The sequence below is a fragment of the Kitasatospora sp. NPDC101157 genome, assembly GCF_044768255.1.
GTDB lineage: Bacteria > Actinomycetota > Actinomycetes > Streptomycetales > Streptomycetaceae > Kitasatospora.
Genome location: NZ_JBIWPL010000027.1, coordinates 41,929 through 64,644 on the forward strand (window position 1 = coordinate 41,929; position 22,716 = coordinate 64,644).

General features: G+C 74.2%; 16 protein-coding genes. 4 read left to right on the forward strand and 12 right to left on the reverse strand.

Going from position 1 to position 22,716, the window contains the following annotated elements; all coding sequences use genetic code 11:
• Positions 1-120: 120 nt before the first annotated feature.
• A complete protein-coding gene (locus ACIRVF_RS35345) occupies positions 121-2,232 on the reverse strand; it encodes a type IIA DNA topoisomerase subunit B (RefSeq protein WP_402827399.1) in 2,112 nt (703 codons plus the stop codon).
• Between the two features lie 539 nt (positions 2,233-2,771).
• Here ACIRVF_RS35345 and ACIRVF_RS35350 point away from each other — a divergent pair.
• Complete coding sequence (locus tag ACIRVF_RS35350) at positions 2,772-3,005, forward strand: hypothetical protein (RefSeq protein WP_402827402.1); 234 nt, start codon at positions 2,772-2,774, stop codon at positions 3,003-3,005.
• A gap of 161 nt (positions 3,006-3,166) precedes the next feature.
• On the opposite strand, the gene ACIRVF_RS35355 is transcribed toward ACIRVF_RS35350, so the two are convergent.
• The 8 genes from ACIRVF_RS35355 to ACIRVF_RS35390 form a co-directional block, all read right to left on the reverse strand.
• Positions 3,167-3,970, reverse strand: a complete 804-nt coding sequence (locus ACIRVF_RS35355; protein WP_402827565.1) for a S1 family peptidase — start codon at positions 3,968-3,970, stop codon at positions 3,167-3,169.
• A gap of 338 nt (positions 3,971-4,308) precedes the next feature.
• On the reverse strand, positions 4,309-5,964 hold the full coding sequence (locus ACIRVF_RS35360; RefSeq protein ID WP_402827405.1) for an RNA polymerase sigma factor: 1,656 nt from the start codon (positions 5,962-5,964) through the stop codon (positions 4,309-4,311).
• Positions 5,965-6,553: 589 nt separating this feature from the next.
• Positions 6,554-7,486 carry a FadR/GntR family transcriptional regulator gene (locus ACIRVF_RS35365; RefSeq protein ID WP_402827408.1) on the reverse strand — a complete coding sequence of 311 codons (933 nt, stop codon included), beginning with the start codon at positions 7,484-7,486 and terminating at the stop codon, positions 6,554-6,556.
• A 242-nt stretch (positions 7,487-7,728) separates the two neighbouring features.
• Complete coding sequence (locus ACIRVF_RS35370) at positions 7,729-8,634, reverse strand: hypothetical protein (RefSeq protein ID WP_402827410.1); 906 nt, start codon at positions 8,632-8,634, stop codon at positions 7,729-7,731.
• 3 nt (positions 8,635-8,637) lie between these two features.
• On the reverse strand, positions 8,638-10,119 hold the full coding sequence (locus ACIRVF_RS35375) for an ATP-binding cassette domain-containing protein (protein ID WP_402827413.1): 1,482 nt from the start codon (positions 10,117-10,119) through the stop codon (positions 8,638-8,640).
• Positions 10,120-10,263: 144 nt separating this feature from the next.
• Positions 10,264-10,608 (reverse strand): hypothetical protein, encoded by a 345-nt coding sequence (locus tag ACIRVF_RS35380; RefSeq protein WP_402827416.1) that lies wholly within the window; start codon positions 10,606-10,608, stop codon positions 10,264-10,266.
• A 157-nt stretch (positions 10,609-10,765) separates the two neighbouring features.
• Entirely contained in the window at positions 10,766-11,524 is a 759-nt protein-coding gene (locus ACIRVF_RS35385) for an NUDIX domain-containing protein (RefSeq protein ID WP_402827419.1), read from the reverse strand.
• A 152-nt stretch (positions 11,525-11,676) separates the two neighbouring features.
• A complete protein-coding gene (locus ACIRVF_RS35390; RefSeq protein WP_402827568.1) occupies positions 11,677-13,800 on the reverse strand; it encodes a glycogen debranching N-terminal domain-containing protein in 2,124 nt (707 codons plus the stop codon).
• 711 nt (positions 13,801-14,511) lie between these two features.
• Here ACIRVF_RS35390 and ACIRVF_RS35395 point away from each other — a divergent pair.
• Positions 14,512-15,825, forward strand: a complete 1,314-nt coding sequence (locus ACIRVF_RS35395) for an alpha/beta fold hydrolase (protein WP_402827421.1) — start codon at positions 14,512-14,514, stop codon at positions 15,823-15,825.
• A 35-nt stretch (positions 15,826-15,860) separates the two neighbouring features.
• Here ACIRVF_RS35395 and ACIRVF_RS35400 read toward each other — a convergent pair whose 3' ends face one another.
• Positions 15,861-17,378 (reverse strand): DUF4192 domain-containing protein, encoded by a 1,518-nt coding sequence (locus tag ACIRVF_RS35400; protein WP_402827424.1) that lies wholly within the window; start codon positions 17,376-17,378, stop codon positions 15,861-15,863.
• Positions 17,379-17,607: 229 nt separating this feature from the next.
• On the opposite strand from ACIRVF_RS35400, the gene ACIRVF_RS35405 reads away from it, so the two are divergent.
• Positions 17,608-19,803, forward strand: coding sequence for a RecQ family ATP-dependent DNA helicase (locus ACIRVF_RS35405; protein ID WP_402827426.1), 2,196 nt, complete (start codon positions 17,608-17,610; stop codon positions 19,801-19,803).
• 366 nt (positions 19,804-20,169) lie between these two features.
• On the forward strand, positions 20,170-20,889 hold the full coding sequence (locus tag ACIRVF_RS35410; RefSeq protein WP_402827428.1) for a hypothetical protein: 720 nt from the start codon (positions 20,170-20,172) through the stop codon (positions 20,887-20,889).
• 234 nt (positions 20,890-21,123) lie between these two features.
• On the opposite strand, the gene ACIRVF_RS35415 is transcribed toward ACIRVF_RS35410, so the two are convergent.
• Together ACIRVF_RS35415 and ACIRVF_RS35420 are read right to left on the reverse strand one after the other, a co-directional pair.
• Entirely contained in the window at positions 21,124-21,813 is a 690-nt protein-coding gene (locus ACIRVF_RS35415; RefSeq protein WP_402827430.1) for a hypothetical protein, read from the reverse strand.
• A gap of 99 nt (positions 21,814-21,912) precedes the next feature.
• Positions 21,913-22,611, reverse strand: coding sequence for a ribonuclease HII (locus tag ACIRVF_RS35420; RefSeq protein ID WP_402827432.1), 699 nt, complete (start codon positions 22,609-22,611; stop codon positions 21,913-21,915).
• Positions 22,612-22,716: the final 105 nt, after the last annotated feature.

The following is a 22,716-nucleotide window of genomic DNA, read 5'->3' on the forward strand; positions in this document are numbered from 1 at the left end:
CCTCTCCGACGCTACGGATCCGCCGCTCCCCGCTGATCGGCGCCGGGGTGGAGCCCGGGTGGAACGGGCTGCGCGAGGGCCCTCCACCCGTGGGTGGAGGGCCCTGGTCGGCCGGGTGCGTCAGGCGTCGATGCGGGAGCGGTCCAGGGTGGCCGCCGAGTCCACGATGAACTCCTTGCGCGGGGCGACGTCGTTGCCCATCAGCAGGTCGAAGATCTTCTCGGCCTGCTCCAGGTCGCCCAGGTTGATCCGGCGCAGGGTGCGGTGGCGCGGGTCCATGGTGGTCTCGGCCAGCTGGTCGGCGTCCATCTCGCCCAGGCCCTTGTACCGCTGCACCGGCTCCTTCCAGCGCTGCCCCTTGCGCTGGAACTCCAGCAGGGTGGAGCGCAGCTCGGCGTCGGAGTAGGTGTAGTGGTACTTCTCCTGGCCGCGCTTGGGGTTGGTGAGCTCGATGCGGTGCAGCGGCGGCACGGCGGCGAAGACCCGGCCCTGCTCGACCATCGGCCGCATGTAGCGGTGGAAGAGGGTCAGCAGCAGGGTGCGGATGTGCGAGCCGTCGACATCGGCGTCGGCCATGAAGATCACCCGGCCGTAGCGGGCCTGGTCGATGTCGAAGGTGCGGCCCGAGCCGGCCCCTATCACCTGGATGATCGCGGCGCACTCGGCGTTCTTGAGCATGTCGCTCACCGAGGCCTTCTGGACGTTGAGGATCTTGCCGCGGATCGGCAGCAGCGCCTGGAACTCGGAGTTGCGGGCGAGCTTGGCGGTGCCGAGCGCGGAGTCACCCTCGACGATGAACAGTTCGCTGCGGTCGACGTCGTCGCTGCGGCAGTCGGCCAGCTTGGCCGGCAGCGAGCTGGTCTCCAGCGCGGTCTTGCGGCGCTGGGCCTCCTTGTGCTGCCGGGCGGCGACCCGGGTGCGGGCCGCGGCGACGACCTTCTCCAGCACGGCCCGGGCCTGCTGCTTCTGGTCCTTCTTGGCCGAGGTGAGGAAGGCCTTGAGCTCCTTGGCGACCACGGCCGCGACGATCCGGTTGGCCGCCGAGGTGCCGAGCACCTCCTTGGTCTGGCCCTCGAACTGCGGCTCGGCGAGCCGGACGGTGACGACGGCGGTGAGGCCCTCGGTGGCGTCGTCCTTGGTGATGTCGTCCTCGGCGACGCGCAGCAGCTTGCTGGAGCGCAGCACCTCGTTGACGGTCTTGGCCAGCGAGCGCTCGAAGCCGGTGACGTGGGTGCCGCCCTTGGGGGTGGCGATGATGTTGACGAAGGAGCGCAGGGTGGTGTCGTAGCCGGTGCCCCAGCGCAGCGCGATGTCCACGCCGAGGTGGCGGGTGACCTCGGTCGGGGTCATGTGGCCGAGCTCGTCCAGGACCGGCACGGTCTCCTTGAAGGTGCCCTCCCCGCGTAGCCGCAGCACGTCGCTGACCGGCTTGTCGGGGGCCAGGAACTCACAGAACTCGGCGATGCCGCCGTCGTAGTGGAACACCGACTCCTCGACCTGCTCGCTCTCGGTGAGCCGCTCGTCACGCACGACGATGGTCAGGCCGGGGACGAGGAAGGCGGTCTGCCGGGCGCGGTTGTGCAGGTTCTCCAGGGAGAGCTTGGCGTCCTTGAGGAAGATCTGCCGGTCGGCCCAGTACCGGATCCGGGTGCTGGTACGGGTCTTGGGCACCTTGCGGGTCCGGGTGAGGCCGTTGGCGGGCTCGAAGGGCGCGTCCGGGCTGGCCTCGGTGAAGATGCCGGGGGTGCCGCGGCGGAAGCTGATCGCGTGGGTGTGGCCGCCGCGGTCGACCTCGACGTCCAGCCGGGCGGACAACGCGTTGACGACCGAGGCGCCGACACCGTGCAGACCGCCGGAGGCCGCGTACGAGCCGCCGCCGAACTTGCCGCCCGCGTGCAGCTTGGTCATCACGACCTCGACCCCGGACAGCCCGGTCTTGGGCTCGACGTCCACCGGGATGCCGCGGCCGTTGTCGCGGACCTCGACCGAGGAGTCCGGGTGCAGCAGGACCTCGATGCGGTCGCAGTAGCCGCCCAGCGCCTCGTCGACCGAGTTGTCGATGATCTCCCAGAGGCAGTGCATCAGACCGCGGCTGTCGGTGGAACCGATGTACATGCCGGGGCGCTTGCGGACGGCCTCCAGGCCCTCCAGGACGAGCAGGTGCCGCGCGGTGTAGTTGGAACCGTCGTCGCCGGCCAGCAGCGCGGACGGCACGGTCGTTTCGGCACTCACGCGGCACTCTCCTCGGTGAAGTTCTGTCTCATCGGTCACATCCGGACGCATCCGGACCATCCGCCAGTGCAGCACGCCGCACCGACAGTCGTCGCTCCGTGTGCTCGCACCCCTGCGACGGGTGCACAGCACGGCGGGCCGGCCCGGCGCAGCTTGTACGCGCTGCGCGAACAAGGACCGCACCCGGCCGTGGGCCCCGGGGGCGCCATCTCCTCCCGGTACCACCGGTCCTGGCGGATCGTGGGGTCCGGCTCAGGCTCCGGAACTGCCGTTATGCAGGCTACCGGGGCCCGGGACGGGGCTTATGCTCCAACCCGGCAGAGGATTATGCTACGCGGACCTCGACCCCGGTCCCGATCGGACGTTCGAGCGATGGGCGGATCCCGGGTTCCCGGCACGCATGAACCACCGGCCCCCGGGGCACGTCCTCATCAACACAGCAGAATCCTCAGAGAAGAAAAGCCACGAGCGGGAACGTTTTCGGCCTGGTTGGATGTTGACCCTGGTACGACAGCTCGTCGAGCTAGAGAAGAGGCGACGTGACTACTGTTCTGACCCCTGCGAGCCCGCTGACCGCGGCTGACCGCTGCGACCGCTGCGGCGCCCAGGCCTACCTGCGCGTCGTACTCGCCAGCGGCGGAGAGCTGCTCTTCTGCGCCCACCACGGCCGGAAGTTCGAGCCCGAGCTCAAGAAGATCGCCGTGGAGATACAGGACGAGAGCGGCCGTCTCACCACCAGCAACACCGCGACGGCCGCCGACGACGAGCGCTGATCCCAGGCGCCCAACCAGCCGGTGTCGAGCTGTGTCCGGTCGTGCGCGATGCGCGACCGGGGAGCCGGGTGGTCGACCCCTCCGAGGGTCGGCCACCCGGCTTCGCTGTTTTCCACCGATACGGCGTCAGAACGTCACCGCTCCATCACCCGCAGCGATGCTCAGAGCGCGGAGCGCAACGCGTCCGCGACCGAGGACAGCCTGGTGTACACCCCGGGGTGGGCGGCCTCGGCGCAGCCCGTCCCCCAGGACACCAGCCCGGCCAACCGACCGGCCACGACCAGCGGGCCTCCGCTGTCGCCCTGGCACGCGTCCTTGCCGCCCTTCTCCTCGCCCGCGCAGACCATGCCACGGGCGTCGAACTTGCCGTCCGGGCCGCCCGGGTAGGCGTGCGCGCAGGTCTGGTCCGGGACGATGTGCACGTCCACCCCGCGCAACACCGGTGAGTAGTCGCCCCGACCGCTGGTGTCACCCCAGCCGTAGACCTGCGCATCGGTCCCGGCCGCGTACGGCGCACTGTCGCCCTGGCCGACCACCCCGACCACCGGCCGGGCGCCCTGGGACTCGGCGAGGGTGAGCACCGCCACGTCGTTCATGTTCGCGGCGAAGTCGTAGTCGGGGTGGATCCAGATCTGCTGGACGGCCACCTCGTGGCCGGCCGAGCCGCGCATGTCGTCCCGCCCGACGATCACCTTGAGGCCGGGACGGTCCACCCGGCCCCCCTTGGACTCGTCGTAGAAGCAGTGCGCGGCCGTCACCACCTTGGTCGGGGTGACCAGCGCGCCGCCGCAGAACTGGCCGGAGCGACCGCTGCCGAACTGCTGGCGGCTGGCCAGCGCCACGATCCACGGACGGTCGGCGGTGCTCACGGCCTCGCCCCCGACCACCCGGCGCTGCGCCTCGGCGGGGGCGGCCGTGCCGAGCGCGACCAGCGGCAGGGGGACGGCGGCGAGCAGCGCCAGCAGGGCGCCCCTGCGCCGACGGCGGTCCGCCCGGACCGCCGCCCCGGCCGCGGACGGGACGGCGGTCGGGACGGCACCAGGGACGGCGGTCGGGACGGACCGGCGAGGGGCGGGGGTCGGCAGGTCGGCTCGGTCCGGGTCGGTCAGCACCGTGACTCCACAAGGCTCGGCAGCAGGCAACCGGCACAGCGTAGGTGCTCGACCACAGTGCGCGACTCCTTCCCGTAGCGCCGCCACCCGGACGGGCGACACGGGCCACCCGGACGCTGACGAACCGCCCCCGAACGGCCCGAAGGCCCGGAACCGTGCGGTTCCGGGCCTTCGTCGCGTACTGCCGTCGATCAGTCCAGGTAGTCGCGCAGCACCTGGGAGCGGGACGGGTGGCGCAGCTTCGACATGGTCTTCGACTCGATCTGGCGGATGCGCTCACGGGTGACCCCGTACACCTTGCCGATCTCGTCCAGAGTCTTCGGCTGACCGTCCGTCAGGCCGAAGCGCATCGAGACCACGCCGGCCTCGCGCTCGGAGAGGGTGTCCAGCACCGAGTGCAGCTGCTCCTGGAGCAGGGTGAAGGAGACCGCGTCGGCCGGGACGACCGCCTCGGAGTCCTCGATCAGGTCACCGAACTCGCTGTCGCCGTCCTCGCCCAGCGGGGTGTGCAGCGAGATCGGCTCGCGGCCGTACTTCTGGACCTCGATGACCTTCTCGGGGGTCATGTCGAGTTCCTTGGCCAGCTCCTCCGGGGTGGGCTCGCGGCCCAGGTCCTGGAGCATCTGGCGCTGGACGCGGGCCAGCTTGTTGATGACCTCGACCATGTGCACCGGGATGCGGATGGTGCGGGCCTGGTCCGCCATGGCGCGGGTGATCGCCTGACGGATCCACCAGGTCGCGTAGGTCGAGAACTTGTAGCCCTTGGTGTAGTCGAACTTCTCGACCGCACGGATCAGACCCAGGTTGCCCTCCTGGATCAGGTCCAGGAACAGCATGCCGCGGCCGGTGTAGCGCTTGGCCAGCGAGACCACCAGTCGGAGGTTGGCCTCCAGCAGGTGGTTCTTGGCGCGGCGGCCGTCCTCGGCGATGATCTCCAGCTCGCGCTTGAGCTTGGGGGCGAGCTTGTCGGCGGCCGAGAGCTTGTCCTCGGCGAACAGGCCGGCCTCGATGCGCTTGGCGAGCTCGACCTCCTGCTCGGCGTTGAGCAGCGGGACCTTGCCGATCTGCTTCAGGTAGTCCTTGACCGGGTCGGCGGTGGCACCGGCGACGGCGACCTGCTGGGCCGGCGCGTCGTCCTCGTCGTCGTCGGAGAGGACGAAGCCCTCCGACTCCTCCTCCGGACCCGCCTCGGTCTCGGTCTTGTCGCCGGGCAGCGCGACGTCCTCAAGCAGCTCCTCGTCGCCGAGCAGCTCCTCGTCGCCACCCTTGCCGGCCTTGGCGGCGGTGGTCTTCTTGGCGGCGGTCTTCTTGGCGGGCGCGGCGGTCTTCTTGGCCGCGGCCTTCTTGGCCGGAGCGGCCTTCTTCGCCGCGACCGACTTCACCTCGGTGACGACGCCGGTCGTCTCCTCGACGGTGATCTCGGCGGACACGGTGGGGGCGGGCGCCGCGGCGGCGGCCGCGACGGCCGGAGCCGCGACGGGGGCGCCCGGGGCGATCCGCACGGGCGGCTTGGTCGGGGCCGACGGAGCGGCCGGGGTCCGGGTGGTGACAGCCTTGGTGGCGGTGCGCTTGGTGGGGCTCTTGGCAGCAACGCTCTTGCGCTTGGCGCCGGCCGGCTCGGCCGCGCTGACCATGAGGTCCACCCCCTCCTCAATCAGCACCTGGTTGAGGCTGCGCATGACGTTCTTCCACTTGGTGACCGGGATCTGGTCCGCCTCGAACGCCTGGCGCACGTCGTCACCGGCGATCTGCCCCTGGGCCTTGCCCCGCTCGATGAGCGCCAGCAGAGCCGCGGACTCGGCGATCTCGGGGGGAAGCGAACGGGATGTGCTGGCCGACACGAACAACCTCTCGGACGATGAGTGGACTCGAACCCGTACCGGCCGCCCGAGCGGGCGGGGAAGGAGATCGCGCGCCGGACGCGCGGTGTCGATTCCGACCGACTCGGGCTTGAGGACTGGGTTTGCAGGACGGCAGCAGCGCCGCGGACCAACACAGCATTCTGACATGTTGGAGTATTCCGGAGCTGCTTCCGCTCAGGACACATCGCTGCTACTCGTCAAGTGTTACGCATGGCCTTCGTGTCGCGGGTCACACCGCTCGGCGCCCGCGGCCCCGGGGCCGGGATCCATCATCGCGCACTCTCGGCGGAATCGATTGTCATGAACGAGTCACGCTGGCGGGCGGCGTCGGCCCGGTCAGTCGCTCGACGCAGTGGCGCGGCGCAGTGGCGCTGGGCAGCGACCCGGCGCAGTGGCGCTGAGCAGCAGCCCGGCGCAGTGGCGCGGGGTCCGACGCGCCGGGAAGGCGGCCGGATGGTCGGTCCGGGCGGTCGGCGCCACGCAGAGGCCCTCCGGCTGCGCCGCGCGGTGCGGCCGGAGGGCCCTGGAGGAGCGGGACCGCGCCCGGCGCGCCCGCTCGCCGAGAACAGCCCGCTCAGTGCTCCCGGGGCGCGGGGACGGAGGGCTCGATCTCGGGGTGGACGGTGAGCAGCGCCCGCATTGCGGCCTCGCCCGCGGTGCCGTCGCCGGTGCCCAGCGCGTCCACCAGCCGGGCGTGCAGGCTGACCGAGGACTCGGAGGGGCGCTCGCAGGAGATCGCCGGACCGCCCGAGATCTGCAGCGCGCAGGACACGATCCCCGACAGGTGCTCCAGCATCCGGTTGCCGGCCATCTGCAGGACCAGGGCGTGCAGCTCGGCGTCCGCGCGGGTGTAGGTGGACAGGTCCGCCTGGGCGGCGGCGTGGCCCATGATCTCGACCAGCTCGACCAGCCGCTGCTGGACGTCCTCCCGACCGTGGCCGGCGGCGAGGCGGGCGGCCAGCGGCTCGATCGCCCAGCGGAGCTCGAACAGCTCCCGCCGCTGCTCGTCCCGCTGCGGGCCGAAGGCGCGCCACTCGATGATGTCCGGGTCCAGCAGGTTCCAGTCGCCGACCGGCCGGACCCGGGTCCCGACGTTCGGGCGGGCACTGACCAGGCCCTTGGCCTCCAGCACGCGCAGCGACTCGCGGACCACGGTCCGGGAGACCTCGAACCGCTGGCCGATCTCCTCGGGCACCAGCGGACGGTCGGCGCCGAGGTCGCCGGAGACGATCATCTGGCCGAGCTGCTGGACCAGCTGGCCGTGCAGACCGCGCCCACGGCTGCTGGTGGTCTTGCGGCCGACCCGGCCGATGTCGGACTCGGCGCCCTCCCAGCGGGGCGCCGGCGGGGTCGGACGGTCGGCGTACGAGAAGCGGTCCAGATCGCCGGGGCCGTGGATGGGCCCATCGGCGGAACGGGCGGGGGTCATGGGGGGGTGCGCAAGGGTACTCACGCCTCCTTTGTCGGCGATCGACAGGCGCAGCTTGAGAATTCTCGTGAAAAGCACACGAAAGGGTGATCGACCGTGACTGGATAATTGACTTCTTATCAGGAAGAACCGCTCATTACGGTCACTGCTGGTCGATCTTGCTGCTTCGGGGCAGTGCGCGGCGCCGGGACACGCCGCCAGGGCCCGACGCGAGACGCGACGGGCCCTGGCGCGAGGTGCGGCGACTGCCGGATCGGTCCGGACGGATCCCGGCGGGTTCCCGGCGGCTCCAGGGGGGGCGGAGGCGGGGCCGGGAGGCGCTACAGCGAACGGCGGCGGGCCTGGACGAGCAGGGCCGCCAGCAGCAGGGCCACCGCGGGAGCCGCGACCGCCGCCAGCAGTGCCGGGTCCGTCAGCGCCGCGCTCCCGGCCGTGGCCTCGCGTGCTCCGCCGTACACCCAGCCGTAGGCCCACTCGATGCCGGACTGGAAGGGCAGCAGCTCCGCCGCCCTGGTCGGCCACGGACGGCCGGTACGACGCAGCAGCAGGGCGACGCCGGACTCCAGCAGCGGCGGGAGCGCGCACAGCAGCAGCACCCCGGCGGCGGCGCTGCGGGTCAGCGAGGCGATCAGCACGCCGGTCCAGGCGGCCACCACGGTCAGCAGGACGAAGGCCAGCAGCGCGGCCGGCACCCCGTGACCCACCACCAGCGCCACCGGGGCGAACACGCCCGGCAGGTCGGCCGGACCGCTCAGCCCGACGGCGCCCAGTGCCTCCGACACCCGGCCGGACAGCGCTCCGGGATCCGTCCAGGCCTCCACCGTCACCCCGGCCGGCAGCGCGAGGTGCACGGCCACCGTGTCGAGCACCAGGGTCGCCAGCGCCAGCAGCGCCGCCACCGGGCCGACCACCAGCAGCTTGGCCAGCAGCAGCCGCACCCGGCGCGAGTACGTCACCTGGGAGGCCGCCAGCCCCGGGTGGCGCACCTCGTGCCCGTAGGAGAGCGCGCCCAGCAGTCCGGCACCGAGCGCCGCGAAGGGCAGCGGGATCAGCGGGACGGCGGCGGTCAGCAGCCGCACCCCGGCCGGGGCGGCCAGTGGGCCGGCCGGGGCCTGGCTCGCCAGGACGGCGGCCACGACGACGTCGCAGAGCAGCACGGCGGCGAGCAGCAGCCAGGTGGAACGCAGGCTGCGCAGGCGGCGCAGCTCGTAGGCCAGGGCACGCACGGTTCACTCGCTCCGGTGGTCGTCGGGGGTGGCGGTGGCCTTGCCGGTGGTGATCCGGCCGAGGCGGAGGGTGTCGTCGGTGAGCAGGTCGGCGGCGCTCCCACGGCGCTGCGGGGGTGCGGGCTCGGTGCGGACGGGCTCGGTGTGGGCGGGACCGGTGGGGCCGGACTCGGTGTGGGCGGGACCGGTGCGGACGGGTTCGGCGGACCGGGCGGGGCGGGCGACGGGGGTCAGGTGGCCGCGGAAGAACCGGTCGGTCGCGGGGGCGGAATCCGCCTGCGGGGCCGCGGCGAGGGCGGGCAGGGCGGCCGGCACGGCCACGACGGGCAGCGCGCGGGTGGACCGGACCGCCGCGTCGTCGCGGGTTCGGCCCTCCGCGGCGGGCTCGGGGACGGTGGGGGCGGTGGGTCCGGCGAGCGCGGGCCGGGAATCCGGTGCGGTACTCGACTCCGGGGCCGGCGGCACGGCCCCGGGAGTGGACGCGTGCGCCGACCCGTCGGCCGTCCCGTGCGCCTTCCCGGGTGCGGGCTCCTGCGCCGACTCGGGTTCCGGCCGGAGGCGGGGGTGACCGGAGCGTCCGGAGGTGAGCGGCAGGGCGGCGCGGGGCACCGGCTGCTCGACCACCCGGTCGGCCAGTTCGTGGAGCAGGATCCCGTTGCGGTAGGCGAGTTCGCCGATCTCGGTGCGGCCGATGCCCGCCACCGCGAGGCCTGCGCCGCCGTCCGGGCGCACCTTGGCGCCCTGGCTGACCAGCAGGTCGGCCAGCCGGGCCATCTGCGGCCCCCGGACGGCCACCTCGGGGCTGAGCCTGGTCCGGCAGAACTCCGCGACCGGCTGGTCGGCCACCAGGCGTCCGAGGTTCAGGGTGACCACCCGGTCGGCGAGTTGCGCGGCCTCCTGCGGGGTCCGGGTGGTCACCAGCACCGTTCCGCCCGCGACGGCGAAGGAGCGCAGGAAGGAGTGGAACCACTCGACGTTGCGCGGGGACAGGCCTTCGGTGGGCGCGTCCAGCAGGAGGGTGCCGGGATCACCGAGCAGCGCGGCGGCCAGCGAGAGCCGGCGGTGCATGCCCGGCGAGAAGGTGCGCAGCCGCTGTTCGGCGACGGCGGCCAGCCGGGTCTGCTCCAGCAGCTCGTCGGCCCGCCGTGCGGGGACGCCGACGGCCGCGGCCAGCATCCGCAGGTGGCCGCGCGCCTTGCGCCCCGGGTTTCCGGCCATGGCCGCGGCCCCCTCCCCCGGCCCGGGCAGCAGCACGCCGACCTCGCGTTCGGGGCGGCGGATCCGGCGGTAGGGGCGGCCGTCGAAGAGCGTGATGCCCTGGCCGCGTTCGAGTTCGAGCATCAGCCGCAGCGCGGTGGACTTGCCGGCCCCCTCGTCGCCGAGCAGCACGGTCACCATGCCGGGCCTGGCGTCGAAGGTCAGATCGAGCACGGCGGGAGGTGCGCCCTTGCGGCGGACCTTGGTCAGTCCGGTGATCTGGATCATCGCTGGCTGCTCCCATGCCCTCGGCCGATCTGCTCGACGCCAGCACATTAGGGGTCAGCACCGCCGATTCCGGGCATTGCCGAACCGCCACGGGCCCGCCGCCCGCCCACCTCACCCGATCAGGGGACAATCCGATCCTGCGATTCACGGGGCCGGCGTGCTCCGCGGGCCGTCGTCGCTCCGGTCCGGGGTCGACGGACCGGTCAGCAGGAACTCCGCGGCACCGGGCGGCAGCGTCTGGCCGACGCACTCCCCCTGGAACTCCTCGACGGCGGCCTTGCCCGCGGCCGCGATCTCGGCCAGCTGCTCCTCCTCGGCGCTCAGGGTCTCCCGCACCGAGATGATCGCGCCCGGATTGACGTGCGGATCGGCCTTCAGCGCGGCCAGCTGCCGCTCGGTGGTGGCGACGGTCGCGCTGAGTCTCCTGAAGTCCGCCACCTGGCTCTCGATGAGGTTCCGCTGTCTGACGCAGTCGTCGTTGGCGGCCATCACGGGTCTCCCGGGGTCGAAGGCCTTCGGTCCGGTGACCGAAGCGTCCAACGCCACTGTGCGGCCGGTGTCCCTGCTTCCGCCCCCGCGCAGGAGCCGTTCGGCCGCGCCCGGGCGAAGCCGGTGCGGGTGAGGTAGGGCACCGCCGTCCAGGCGCTCAGGAGTCGGGCCGCAGCATGGGCGGGTTGAGGACGGTCGCGCCGCCGGCCGTGAAGAGCTGGGCCGGGCGGCCGCCCTGGCGGGTGGTCGTACCGCCGGAGGGGAGGAGGAACCCGGGGGTGCCGGTGACCTTGCGGTGGAAGTTGCGCGGGTCGAGGACGACGCCCCAGACCGCCTCGTAGACGCGGCGCAGCTCGCCGACCGTGAATTCGGTGGGGCAGAAGGCGGTGGCCAGGGAGGAGTACTCGATCTTGGAGCGGGCGCGCTCCACTCCGTCGGCGAGGATCAGACCGTGGTCGAAGGCGAGCGGGACTCCGTCGGCCGGGCTCTCGCCGATGAGTTCGCTGACCGGGGCCCAGCGGGCGCTGCTGGCGTCGCCGCCGGCCCGGGGGGTCGGGAGGTCGGGGGCGAGCACCAGATAGGCGACGCTGACCACGCGCATCCGGGGGTCGCGCTGGGGGTGGCCGTAGGTGGCGAGCTGCTCCAGGTGGGCACCGGCCGCGCCGGGGCCGACCGCCTCGTGGCCGGGGGCGGAGTGGGCGCGCAGGCCGGTCTCCTCGGCGAGCTCTCGGGAGGCCGCCTCGGCCAAGCCCTCGTCCGGGCGGACGAAGCCGCCGGGAAGCGCCCAGTACCCCTGGTAGGGCGGCTCGCCCCGTCTGACCAGCAGGGCGCAGAGCGAGTGGTCGCGCACCGTCAGAACCACCAGGTCAACCGTGACAGCGAACGGGGGGAAGGCCGACGGATCGTAGCGCGACATGGCGACGATCATAGTCGTCTCTCTGACGATAAGCACAGGCCCGCGCACGGAGCGCTCAGCCCGGTGACCGTGGCCGCCCGGCACGGTTCGCGCACGGGCGGCCGTGGGCCCGGGCGGCGCGCGACGTGGGCGCCTGCGGCCGGGCCCGGGGGTCAGCGGGCGACCAGCTGCAGCTCGGCGGACGCCTCCTCCACCATCGCGACCCCGATCCGGCTCACCCGGACCGAGAAGGGCTCGCCCGCCACCCGCAGGCCGGTCAGTTCGAGTTCGCCGAGCGGCGCGGTGCTGGCCGGGCGGACCAGGACGCGGCCGCCCGGGACATCGGGGCGGACTCCGGCGAGCGCGAACACCGCGTGAACGGCTCCGGCCGCGGCGACCGCCGCCGGACGGCAGGCGGCCGGGTGCGGCACCGGGGGGCAGCCGGGGGCGCGCTGTTCCCCGGCGTACATCTCCGGCAGTCGCCCCTCGAAGTGGGCGGAGGCGGCGAGCAGGCCCTCCAGCAGGGCGCCGGCCTCGTTCTCGTGGCCGGCCTCGGCGAGTCCGGCGATCGCCAGCGCCGTCTCGTGGATCCGCACCGCGCCGCCGCGGTGGCCCAGCGGGTTGAAGCGGGGGGACTTGGCGCTGAGCGTTCGCAGGCCCCAGCCGCTGTCCAGTTCGGGCGTGACCAGGCGTTGGGCGAACAGCCGGGTCTGTTCCCGGTCCAGCAGGCTCTCGTGCCGACCGCCGTCGACGGCGAGCCCGGTGTCGAGCAGGTGCACGAGGGAGGAGGCGAGGGCCGGCAGCGGCTGGCCGCCCGGGGCCAGTCCTGCGGCGGGACGGCCGCCGGAGAGGTCGTCGACCCAGAAGCGCTCGCGGAAGCGGCCGCGCAGTTCGGCGGCCCAGTCCCGCCACTCCTCGGCTCCGGGTCTGGCGAAGGCATCCAGGAGTTCGGCGCCGTGCAGTGCGGCGCGGTGGGCCTGCGCCTGGACCTCGGCGCGGGCGGCCACCGGGTGGGCGGCCCGGTCCTGCGCCGGACGGCTCAGATCGGTCACGAAGCCGTCCACCAGACCCTCGCGCAGCGCGGCCAGCGCCCGCTCGGCAGCCGGGAGCAGTTCGGCGACCTCCCCCCGGGGCAGGCCCCAACGCCAGGCCTCGGCCAGCACGGTGACGAACAGCAGGGTGGCCTCGGTGGCCGTGCAGGTGGGCGGCAGTTCGGGGCCACCGTGCCGCAGGGCGCCCGGCAGCAGGCCCTCGGTGCGGCCCGGGACCGGGGTGAGCTGCTGGCGGCGGGCCAGCGCGCGCAGGGTGCCGGCCGCGAGCCGGGTGCCGAGCGGGAGGGTCAGCCGGGCGGCCCAGAGCGCGTCGGCCGGGGCGAGGCCGAAGCGCCAGGGTGCGCCGGAGGCCGGGTAGAGGTCGGTCGGGCGGTCCGGGTCCGCGAACAGCAGTCCGCCGAGGGCGTCCAGGGAGCGGTCGACCAGCAGGGCGGTGCGCGGGTCGTCGCTGCGCACCTCCGGTGCGGCCCAGGGCAGCGGGACGCCGGTGCCGCGCCCGGCGGGCGGGCGCGGGCCACCGGGGGCGCTCTCCAGTTCGACGCGCAGTTCGACCGACCAACGGGCGCCGGGCTGGACCTCCAGGTCCCAGCGGAGCACCCCGGCCCCGGCCAGGACGGCGTGCGGGGAGGGCTTGGCGCTGACCACGGCACTGTGCACCGGGCCGGACCAGCGCAGCCCGGCGGACTGGACCTGCCCGGGCAGGTCGGGCGGGCGGTGCCCGGCGGCGATCTCGCCGACCGGGCCGAGGTCGGTGCCGAGGGCGATCTCCAGCGGCAGCCGGGCCGGCCGGGCGCCGGTGTTGCGCACGGTGACGGTCTCCACCCCGTCCGCGTGGCGCAGCCGCTCGACGGTGAGCGCCGGATCCGGGTCGAGGCCGCCGGGGACGCGGACGGCGCCGAGGAAGCGGGCCTGGGCGGAGCTGGTCAGGGTGCCCTGGAGCGGCAGCGGCTCGATGCCGCCCACCCGCAGTTCCATCCGGGCCAGCACCCGGACACCGTTGCGGTAGAAGCCGTGCAGGCCGTGGCCGCGCAGTTGGCCGTCCGGGCCGGAGGCAGCCATCGCGGGGGCGTTGACGCAGAGCAGCGCGTGGTGGACGGCGGGAGGCTGGGGGCGCGGCGGGCTCATGGGGCGTCCGGGGCCGAGGGACGCGCCTGCGGGCCCGGCCGCCGGTACCTGGTCGGGACGGCTGACCGGTCTGGGCGCGCCGACCACGCTCTCGGCCGGCGCGGCCTGTAGTGGCCTCATGGCGGTCACCGGACTCTCCTCCCCTCGGCGGTCCGGTGGCCGGTCAGGCCGGTGGGCCGCGAGCATGCTCGATCGCGTGCTGATGGTGCCCGGCCGACGGGGCTCGCCCCGCCGGCCGGTGTGCCTGTCTGGCCGTACCCGGCGGTGGGCCGTGCCATGCGGTGTGCGATACCGGGCGGGTACCGCACACCGCGCTTTCGCGTCGGGCCCGTCCTCGTGCCCGGCACCTCGTCAGGTCCCGCGCCCTGGCCCGCCGGTGACGACCGCCCGTGACGGTCTGCCCGTGGCGGTCTGCCCGTGGCGCGCGCCTCGCGACCCGCGCCCGACGGGCCGACGGCCGCCCTCGGGGCGGTCCGCGTCGCCGGGCGGCCACCCGGAACCGGACTGCGGTTGGACGCCGCCCGGGCGCACGGCCCCCAGGGTGAACGCCGCGCACCGCCGCCAGGTCACGCCGGCACGGCCGCCGGCGGTCGCGCTCGGCCCGCAGGGCGGTCGTGCCGCCTCCGTCGGACCGTCGCGGAACGTGCCGTCATGTCCCCTGGCCCGTCCGCGCCCCGGGCCCGGCTCCGGCGCCGCCCGATTCGGTGAACGGGAGCGGTCGAACCGGTGCTCGACCGCGCCAGGATACGGTGCGGGGGTCGCGGCGCCCGTACCCGGTGACCCCGCGAACCGCGACGCAACCGCTGTGACCAGCAGAGACCGAGGAGTTGCATGTCCACCGTCAGCCGGCTGCCCGGGATTGTCACGACCGACCACGTCTTCCAGGTCCCGCTCGACCACACCTCCCCCGAGGGCGAGCAGATCGACGTGTACGCCCGCGAGGTGGTGGCCTCCAGCCGCGAGCGGGACGACCTGCCCTGGCTGCTCTTCCTCCAGGGCGGCCCAGGCGGCAAGGCCGCCCGCCCGCTCGGCCGGGACGCCTGGCTGGATCGCGCCCTGGACGACTACCGGGTCCTGCTGCTCGACCAGCGCGGCACCGGGCGGTCCACGCCGGCGACCCGCCAGACCCTCGCCCGCCGCGGTGGCCCGCAGGAGCAGGCGGACTATCTGGCTCACTTCCGCGCGGACTCGATCGTCCGGGACGCCGAGCTGATCCGCCACCGGCTGCTCGGCGCCGAAAAGCGCTGGAGCGTGCTCGGCCAGAGCTTCGGCGGCTTCTGCACCCTCACCTACCTGTCGTTCGCCCCCGAGGGTCTGACCGAGGCCTTCATCACCGGCGGCCTCGCCGGCCTCCGCAGTTCGGCCGACGACGTCTACCGCGCCGCCTACCCGCGCGTCGTCCGCAAGAACGAGGACCACTACCGCCGCTTCCCGCAGGACGTCGAGGCCGTGCGGCGGATCGTCGCCCACCTCGCCGACTCGCCCGCCACCCTGCCGGACGGCGGGCTGCTCACCGTCGAGGCCTTCCAGGCCCTCGGGATGATGCTCGGCGGCGGCAGCGGCTCCGGTGCCCTCCACTACCTGCTGGAGGAGGCCTGGGTGGAGGGCCCGGCCGGGGCCGAGCTCTCCGACACCTTCCTGGCCGGTGTCCAGGCCCGGCTCTCCTTCGCCGAGGGGCCGCTCTACGCCGTGCTGCACGAGTCGATCTACGGCCAGCGTTCGGTGGACCAGGGCGGCACGGCCTGGTCGGCCGAGCGGGTCCGCAAGGAGTTCCCGGAGTTCGACGCCCGGGCGGCGCTGGAGACCGACGCTCCGGTGCTGTTCACCGGGGAGATGATCTACCCCTGGATGTTCGACACCGACCCGGCGCTGCGCCCGGTGCGGGAGACCGCGGACCTGCTCGCCGCCCGCACCGACTGGCCCGACCTCTACGACCCGGCGCGCCTGGCCGCCAACACCGTGCCCGTCGTGGCGGCGGTGTACCACGACGACATGTACGTGGACACCGCCCACTCGCTGGCGACCGCCCGCGCGGTGCGGGGCCTGCGGACCTGGATCACCAACGAGTGGGAGCACGACGGTCTGCGGGTGAGCGGCGGCAAGGTGCTGGACCGACTGATCAGGATGGCGCACGGCGAGGCGTAGCGGCCTTCCGGCCGGTGGGGTGGCGAACGAACGGTTCAGTGGGCACGGCGGGCTCCTCTCGCCGCCTGCCTTCCGGTCCGACACCGGTGGAGCCCGGTGCCGGACCGGAAGGCGGCCGAGGCGCAGGCCCCCGCCCGGCCGAGCCGCACGCCCCGGGCGGGCCTCGCCCCGGTCACCGGACCGCACCCGGACGCCGGGAGGAGGGAGACCGGCCCGGGGCCGCTCCGCTGCGGCCCCGGCTCCCCGGGAACGGAGGGACCGCTGGGGTTACCCGGGTCACCGGGGCCGCGGTCGGCCGGGACCACGGCCGTGGTCCCGCCCCTCCTCCGGCCGCCCCGCCGCCGTCGGCGCCCGCCGCCCGGGGCCTGACCGGACCCCGGCCGCCCCGCCTCGCCGCCGGGCCCGAGCCCGGGCCCGGGCTCCGGCTCGGACTCCGGCTCGGGCCCGGACGGCGCCGTGGCCGCGCGATCCTCGCGCCGTCGCCGTTGGGCCTCGACGGCGGCCAGCAGCGCACCGGGCGTCATGCCGTCGTTCATCGACTCGTAGAGCAGCTCGGCCAGCAGGTAGTCCGGGGAGAGCCGCAGGACGTGGCCGAGCACCACCCGGGCGGTGGCCATGTCCCCGGCGACCCACGACGCCCAGGCCAGCAGGGTGAGCGGGGCCACCGCGCAACCGTCGTACGGCGGCACGGCCCGGCGGGCGAGGAAGCGCCAGAGGCGCTCGGCGGGGGCGAGCTCGTCGGGCCGGACGTACTCGACGCCGCGGTCCCGGACGAGGCGGTCCCGCAGGGCGAACAGCAGCCGGGCCGTCCGCTCCTCGTCGAGTTCCCTGGCTCCGGCCGCGAACTCCGCGAAGGCCTGCTCCAGCAGTTCGAGGCCCTTCTCCCGGGAGACGCCCCCGGCGAGCGGCTCGGTCCGCACGAGCGCTTCGCGCTGCGGTTCGTCGTCCGGCGGGCCGATCGGGGACAGCGCCCCGACGATCGCCTTCCGGCTGCCGCGCGGCACCAGGCCTGCCACCGTCGCGGCGGCGGCCGCCGGGCCCGGATCGGGCCCGCGCCGCACCGGGTTGCCCGCCGGATCGCAGCAACCTTGTCGGCGGCAGAGGAAGGACCACCAGCGGTCGTTCGAGACGCACAGCGACTCCTTGACCGCCACTCCCCTGCGTCCGAAGGCCGCACGCAGGTCGTCGGCCAGCGGCCGCAGCCGCTCCATCGGCGGCGGTGTGTGCGCCGTGGCCGGATCCTGGCAGAGGTAGAGCAGCACCTGGAGCGGCCGACCACCGTGCCGCTCGGAGAGGGCGACCAGCAGCGCGGCCGTCTCCTCCGCCGCGGCGGGCCACTCCGCAGGCGAGACCGGGAGGTCCGCCCGGATGACCCCGCCCTGGTGCAGGTCGGGGCCCTGGAGGCCGACCGCGACAATGCTGTCGTCGGGGTAGAACCCCAGGAAGTAGGGCAACAGTTCGGCCATGTCGGCCGGGCCGCGCACGACGATCGGCCGCTGGCCGGAAGCCGGGCCGAGGGACAGGGTGACGTGTTCGTTGTTCATCGCGTTCATGGCCGTAAGAGTGCGCGCTCCCCGACGGCGGCCCCGGAATTTTCTTCCTTCCTGTGGATAACTCGGCCTCCGGATTTTCCTTCATCCATTCGGCGCACAGGAAACTCACCCCACGGAGTGGATTTTGGCAGCCGTTCAGCTGATCTCCGGATGAAATACACTCCGCCTTCCCCGGCAGCACCCAGCCCGCGTTCGCCCCTTGTCGGCGGCATGGGGTTACATCGACGCCATGAAGCAGCCCGACATCCACACCACCGCCACCGCCGACCGCGCCGAGGTCCGGGCACGGGCCGAGGCCGTCCTGCGCGAGCTGGCCGGCCCCGCCGCCAGCCTGCGCGAGGACCAGTGGACGGCCATCGAGGCCCTCGTGGTCGACCACCGCCGCGCCCTGGTCGTCCAGCGCACCGGCTGGGGGAAGTCCGCGGTCTACTTCATCGCCACCGCCCTGCTCCGCGCCGGCGGCGCCGGGCCCACGGTGATCGTCTCCCCGCTGCTCGCCCTGATGCGCAACCAGGTCGAGTCGGCGGCCCGGGCCGGCATCCACGCGCGCACCATCAACTCGGCCAACACCGAGGAGTGGGAGGAGATCCAGTCCGAGGTCGCCGCCGGCAAGGTCGACATCCTGCTGGTCAGCCCCGAACGGCTGAACAACCCGGACTTCCGCGACCAGGTGCTGCCGAAGCTCGCCGCCTCCACCGGCCTCCTGGTGGTCGACGAGGCGCACTGCATCTCCGACTGGGGCCACGACTTCCGCCCCGACTACCGCCGGCTGCGCACCATGCTCGCCGACCTGCCGCCGGGCGTCCCGGTGCTCGCCACCACCGCCACCGCCAACGCCCGGGTCACCGCGGACGTCGCCGAGCAGCTCGGCACCGGCACCACCGACGAGCACGCCCTGGTGCTGCGCGGTCCGCTCGACCGGGAGAGCCTCACCCTGGGAGTGCTCGCCCTGCCCGATCCGGCGCACCGGCTCGCCTGGCTGGCCGACCACCTCGACCGGCTCCCCGGCTCGGGCATCGTCTACACCCTGACGGTGGCCGCCGCCGAGGAGGTCACCGCCTTCCTGCGCGAGCGCGGCTTCCCGGTGGCCTCCTACTCCGGCCGCACCGAGGACGCCGAGCGCCGAACCGCCGAGACCGACCTGCTGGCCAACCGGGTCAAGGCGCTGGTCGCCACCTCCGCGCTCGGCATGGGCTTCGACAAGCCCGACCTCGGCTTCGTGGTGCACCTGGGCTCGCCCAGTTCGCCGATCGCCTACTACCAGCAGGTCGGCCGGGCCGGGCGTGGGGTGGACCGGGCCGAGGTGCTGCTGCTGCCCGGGCGCGAGGACGAGGCGATCTGGCGCTACTTCGCCTCGCTCGCCTTCCCGCCGGAGGAGCAGGTGCGGCGCACCATCGACGCGCTCGCCGAGGCCGGCCGCCCGCTGTCCACCGCCGCCCTGGAACCCCGGGTGGACCTGCGCCGCGCCCGGCTGGAGACCATGCTCAAGGTGCTGGACGTGGACGGCGCCGTCCGCCGGGTCAAGGGCGGCTGGACGGCCACCGGGCAGAGCTGGGAGTACGACACGGCCCGCTACGCCAAGGTCGCCGCCTCCCGGGAGGCGGAGCAGCGGGCGATGCGCGACTACGCCGCGGCCACCGGCTGCCGGATGGAGTTCCTGCGCCGCCAGCTGGACGACGAACAGGCCGCACCGTGCGGGCGGTGCGACAACTGCGCGGGGCCGCTGCACACGCCGGAGGTCTCCGACGGGACGCTGGCCGCGGCCCGGGCCGCGCTCGGCCGCCCGGGCGTGAGCTTCGAGCCCCGCAGGCTCTGGCCCACCGGGATGGACGCGCTCGGAGTGCCGCTGAAGGGCCGGATCCCGGCGGGCGAGCAGGCGGAGACCGGCCGGGCGCTCGGCCGGCTGTCCGACATCGGCTGGGGCAACCGGCTGCGCACCCTGCTCGCAGAGCAGGCGCCGGACGTGCCGGTGCCCGGCGAGGTGGTGGACGCGCTGGTGGCGGTGCTCGCCGACTGGGCGCGCGGCCCGGGCGGCTGGGCCGGGCCCGCGACGGCGGAGGGCACCCGGCTGGACCGCCCGGTCGGCGTGGTGACGATGGCCTCCTCGACCCGCCCCCAGTTGGTCGGCAGCCTCGGCGCGCGGATCGCCGAGATCGGGCGGCTGCCGCTGCTCGGCCGGATCGAGTACGCCGGCGGGCGGCCCCCGCACGGGGCCCGGAGCAACAGTGCCCAGCGGCTCCACTCGCTGGCCGGGGCGCTGGTCCTGCCGCCGGAGCTGGAACAGGCGGTGGCGGCCGCCGCCGGGCCGGTGCTGCTGGTGGACGACCTCGTGGACTCGGGGTGGACGGTCACCGTGGCCGCCCGGCTGCTGCGTCGGGCGGGGGCCGGAGCGGTGCTGCCCCTGGTCCTGGCCGTCCAGGGGTGAGCGGGCGGCGACCGGCCGCCGCACCCGGAACCGCCGTCACTCGAACGGCTCAACAGAAAGGAGTCGGCAGGGCGATTTCGATCACACCGGAGACCTGACCCGAGAAAGGGGTGGCCACCATGCCGACGACAGTTCGCAGTGACCTTGGCGCACTGCGGATCAAGGCCGGGCGGCACCCGAAGGGCGCCGGGGTCTCCGTGGAACATATCCGGCAGACCATGGGCTATCGGATGGCGTTCGTCATTTCATCATTGCCGCTCCGGCCCCGTTACCCCGAGAATTGGGAGGTACCCGAAACCCGGTCCGCTGGACCCGCCCTTCGGCGTACCCAGGCACCCGCCTGCCCGCGGGCCAGGAAGGAGGATCGTGATCAACGGTATCGGCCGAGGTCAACATCCCCTCTCCGGGAGTTCGGCGCCCAGACGGCTGCTGGACCTGGAGACCTGGACCGCCTCGGGGATCCCGTTGCTGCGCGATCCGCGCGAGTTCGTCCTGGAACTGCACCAGCGTCACCTGCCCCAGCCGGGCACGGTCGTGGTCGCCGTCCTGGACGCGCTCCACCACCTCGCCGCCTCGGCCTCCTTCACGCCCTGGCCGCACGACACCGACGGCTGGCAGCACCGGAACGCCCTGCTGACGCACCTGCGCCGGGTCACCCCGCACGACCTGCGACTGCCCGCGCCCACCCGGACGGCCGTGCTGCTGCGCTGCCGCGACGGCGCACCCGGCTGGACGGAGCAGGACGGCGCCTGGATGTGGGCGCTCCGGGACGCGGCCGGGCTGCACGGGCTGCGCTGCGGCTCGTACATCGGGCTCACCCCGGCGGGCTGGCAGATCCTCGGCGACGGACGCGGCGGGCGCAATCCGCACGCGGGTTCGTGGGCGGACGGGCCGGTGCACACCGTGACGGAACTGCCGCCGCGATCGGCGCTCGACGACGCCCCGCGCAGCCAGCGCGCCCGGCAGCAGGCGGTCGAGCAGGCCAAGCGGGCCGACGCTCCGTCGCGTTCCCAGCAGTCCGAGCCCCCGTGGGTCCCCTCGCGGGTCACGGCCGTCGAACCGAACCGCCGTACCGGCACGCGCTGAGCGGCCCGGACACCCAGTCCGGACACCTGAGCCGGGCACCGGTTTCCGCTACGGGCACGGCCATGAGCGAGAAAGGGCTGCGCCAAAGCGCAACAGGGCGCCGGCCGCCCGATCGAACTGCGCAACAGGACCGCGCAACAGGACCGCGCGACGGGAAAGCGCACCGCGGACGGACTCCGGGCCCGGCGCCGTAAGGCGCCGAGCCCGGAGCGGAGACGACTGCCGGACCTCCGGTCAGGCCTTGACCGGACGCCCCGGTGCGGCACCGACCGCCGCCGTGGCGGCCGGGCCGGCCTCCCCGCAGACCACCAGCAACGAGGTCGCGCGGCCGAGCGCCCCGGTGTACGCCTCGGCGGCCCGGGCGGCCGAACCGCCGTTGACCACCAGAACGACCACCTCGCGGCGGGCCGGCCGGGTCAGCGCGGAGTCGGCGTAGAACACGTCCCCGCCCTCGGTGAGCTGCGCCCAGTAGCGCTCCTCGCCGAAGGAGAGCTCGTGCTGCTGCCAGGGGTGCGCCTCACCGACGGTCAGCACCAGGATGTCGCCCGGGTCGCGGCCCGCGTCCAGCAGGCGGTCGACCGCGTCATCGGCGCGCTCCAGCGCCTGGGCCGGGGTGGCGGCGACGCGCTGGACCTCGACCTGCGGCGTGGCCGGGGCCGGGGCCGGGCGGCGCGGTGCCGGACCGGGCTTGGGGATCAGGCGCGGCGGGCCCGGGCGGTCGGCACGCGGCGGTGCCGGACGCGGGGGCGCCGGACGAGGGCCGGGCACCGGGAGCGGTGCGGCGGCGGTGGTGGTGGGTGCGGTGGCGGGTGCGCTGCCGGCGGCAGTCGCGTGGAGGGCTTGTGCGTCCGACTCGCGGGGGAAGGGAACGCCGGGGCCCGGGAGGCTCTCGTGAATCTCCGGCTCCTCGGGGAAGACAGGCATACCCGGATATCTATCAAATGCCGGTCGAACGCGCACGGGCGCCCCACCCCTTGGGCACCGGGCATCCCCGCTGCCGGCGGGGCAATTCCAGACGGACTGTCAGAAACCGAGCGTCAACTGTTCGTCGGCGGAGCCCTCGGCCGCACCCACGACGTCCCGACCGCGCTTCAGGTGGCGCCACTTCGGCAGTGCGTCCAAGTACGCCCAGGAGAGCCGGTGGTGCTCGGTGGGGCCGAACTCCTCCAGTGCGGCGCGGTGCACCGGAGAGGGATATCCGGCGTTGTCCGCGAAGCCGTACTCCGGGCAGGTTCCGCCCAATTCGGCCATCAGTCCGTCGCGGTGGACCTTGGCGAGCACCGAGGCGGCGGAGACACAGATGCAGGACTGGTCGCCCTTGATCACCGTGCGCACCCGCCACGGGCCGCCGAGGTAGTCGTGCTTGCCGTCCAGGATCACCGCGTCGGGCTCGACCGGCAGGGCGTCCAACGCGCGGACGGCGGCCAGCCGCAGCGCCGCCGTCATGCCGAGCTCGTCGCACTCCTCCGGCGAGGCGTGACCGAGCGCGTACGCGGTGACCCACTCGGCGAGCACCGGCGCGAGGGCCTGGCGGCGCAGTTCGGTGAGCAGCTTGGAGTCCGTGAGCCCTTCCGGCGCCCTGCGCAGACCGGTGACGGCCGCGCCGACGGTGACCGGTCCGGCCCATGCGCCGCGCCCCACCTCGTCCAGCCCGACCACGATCTTGGCGCCCGCCCGGCGCAGCGAGCGTTCGACGGAGTGCGTCGGCGGGACGATGGGCATCACGGACTCCGTTCGGCAAAGCAGCCCCGTCGGGCAGGACAGCCCGGTTCGGGCGAGGCAGCCCGCTCCGGTGGGGCAGTCTCCAGCCTAAGCCCGCTCACGGCC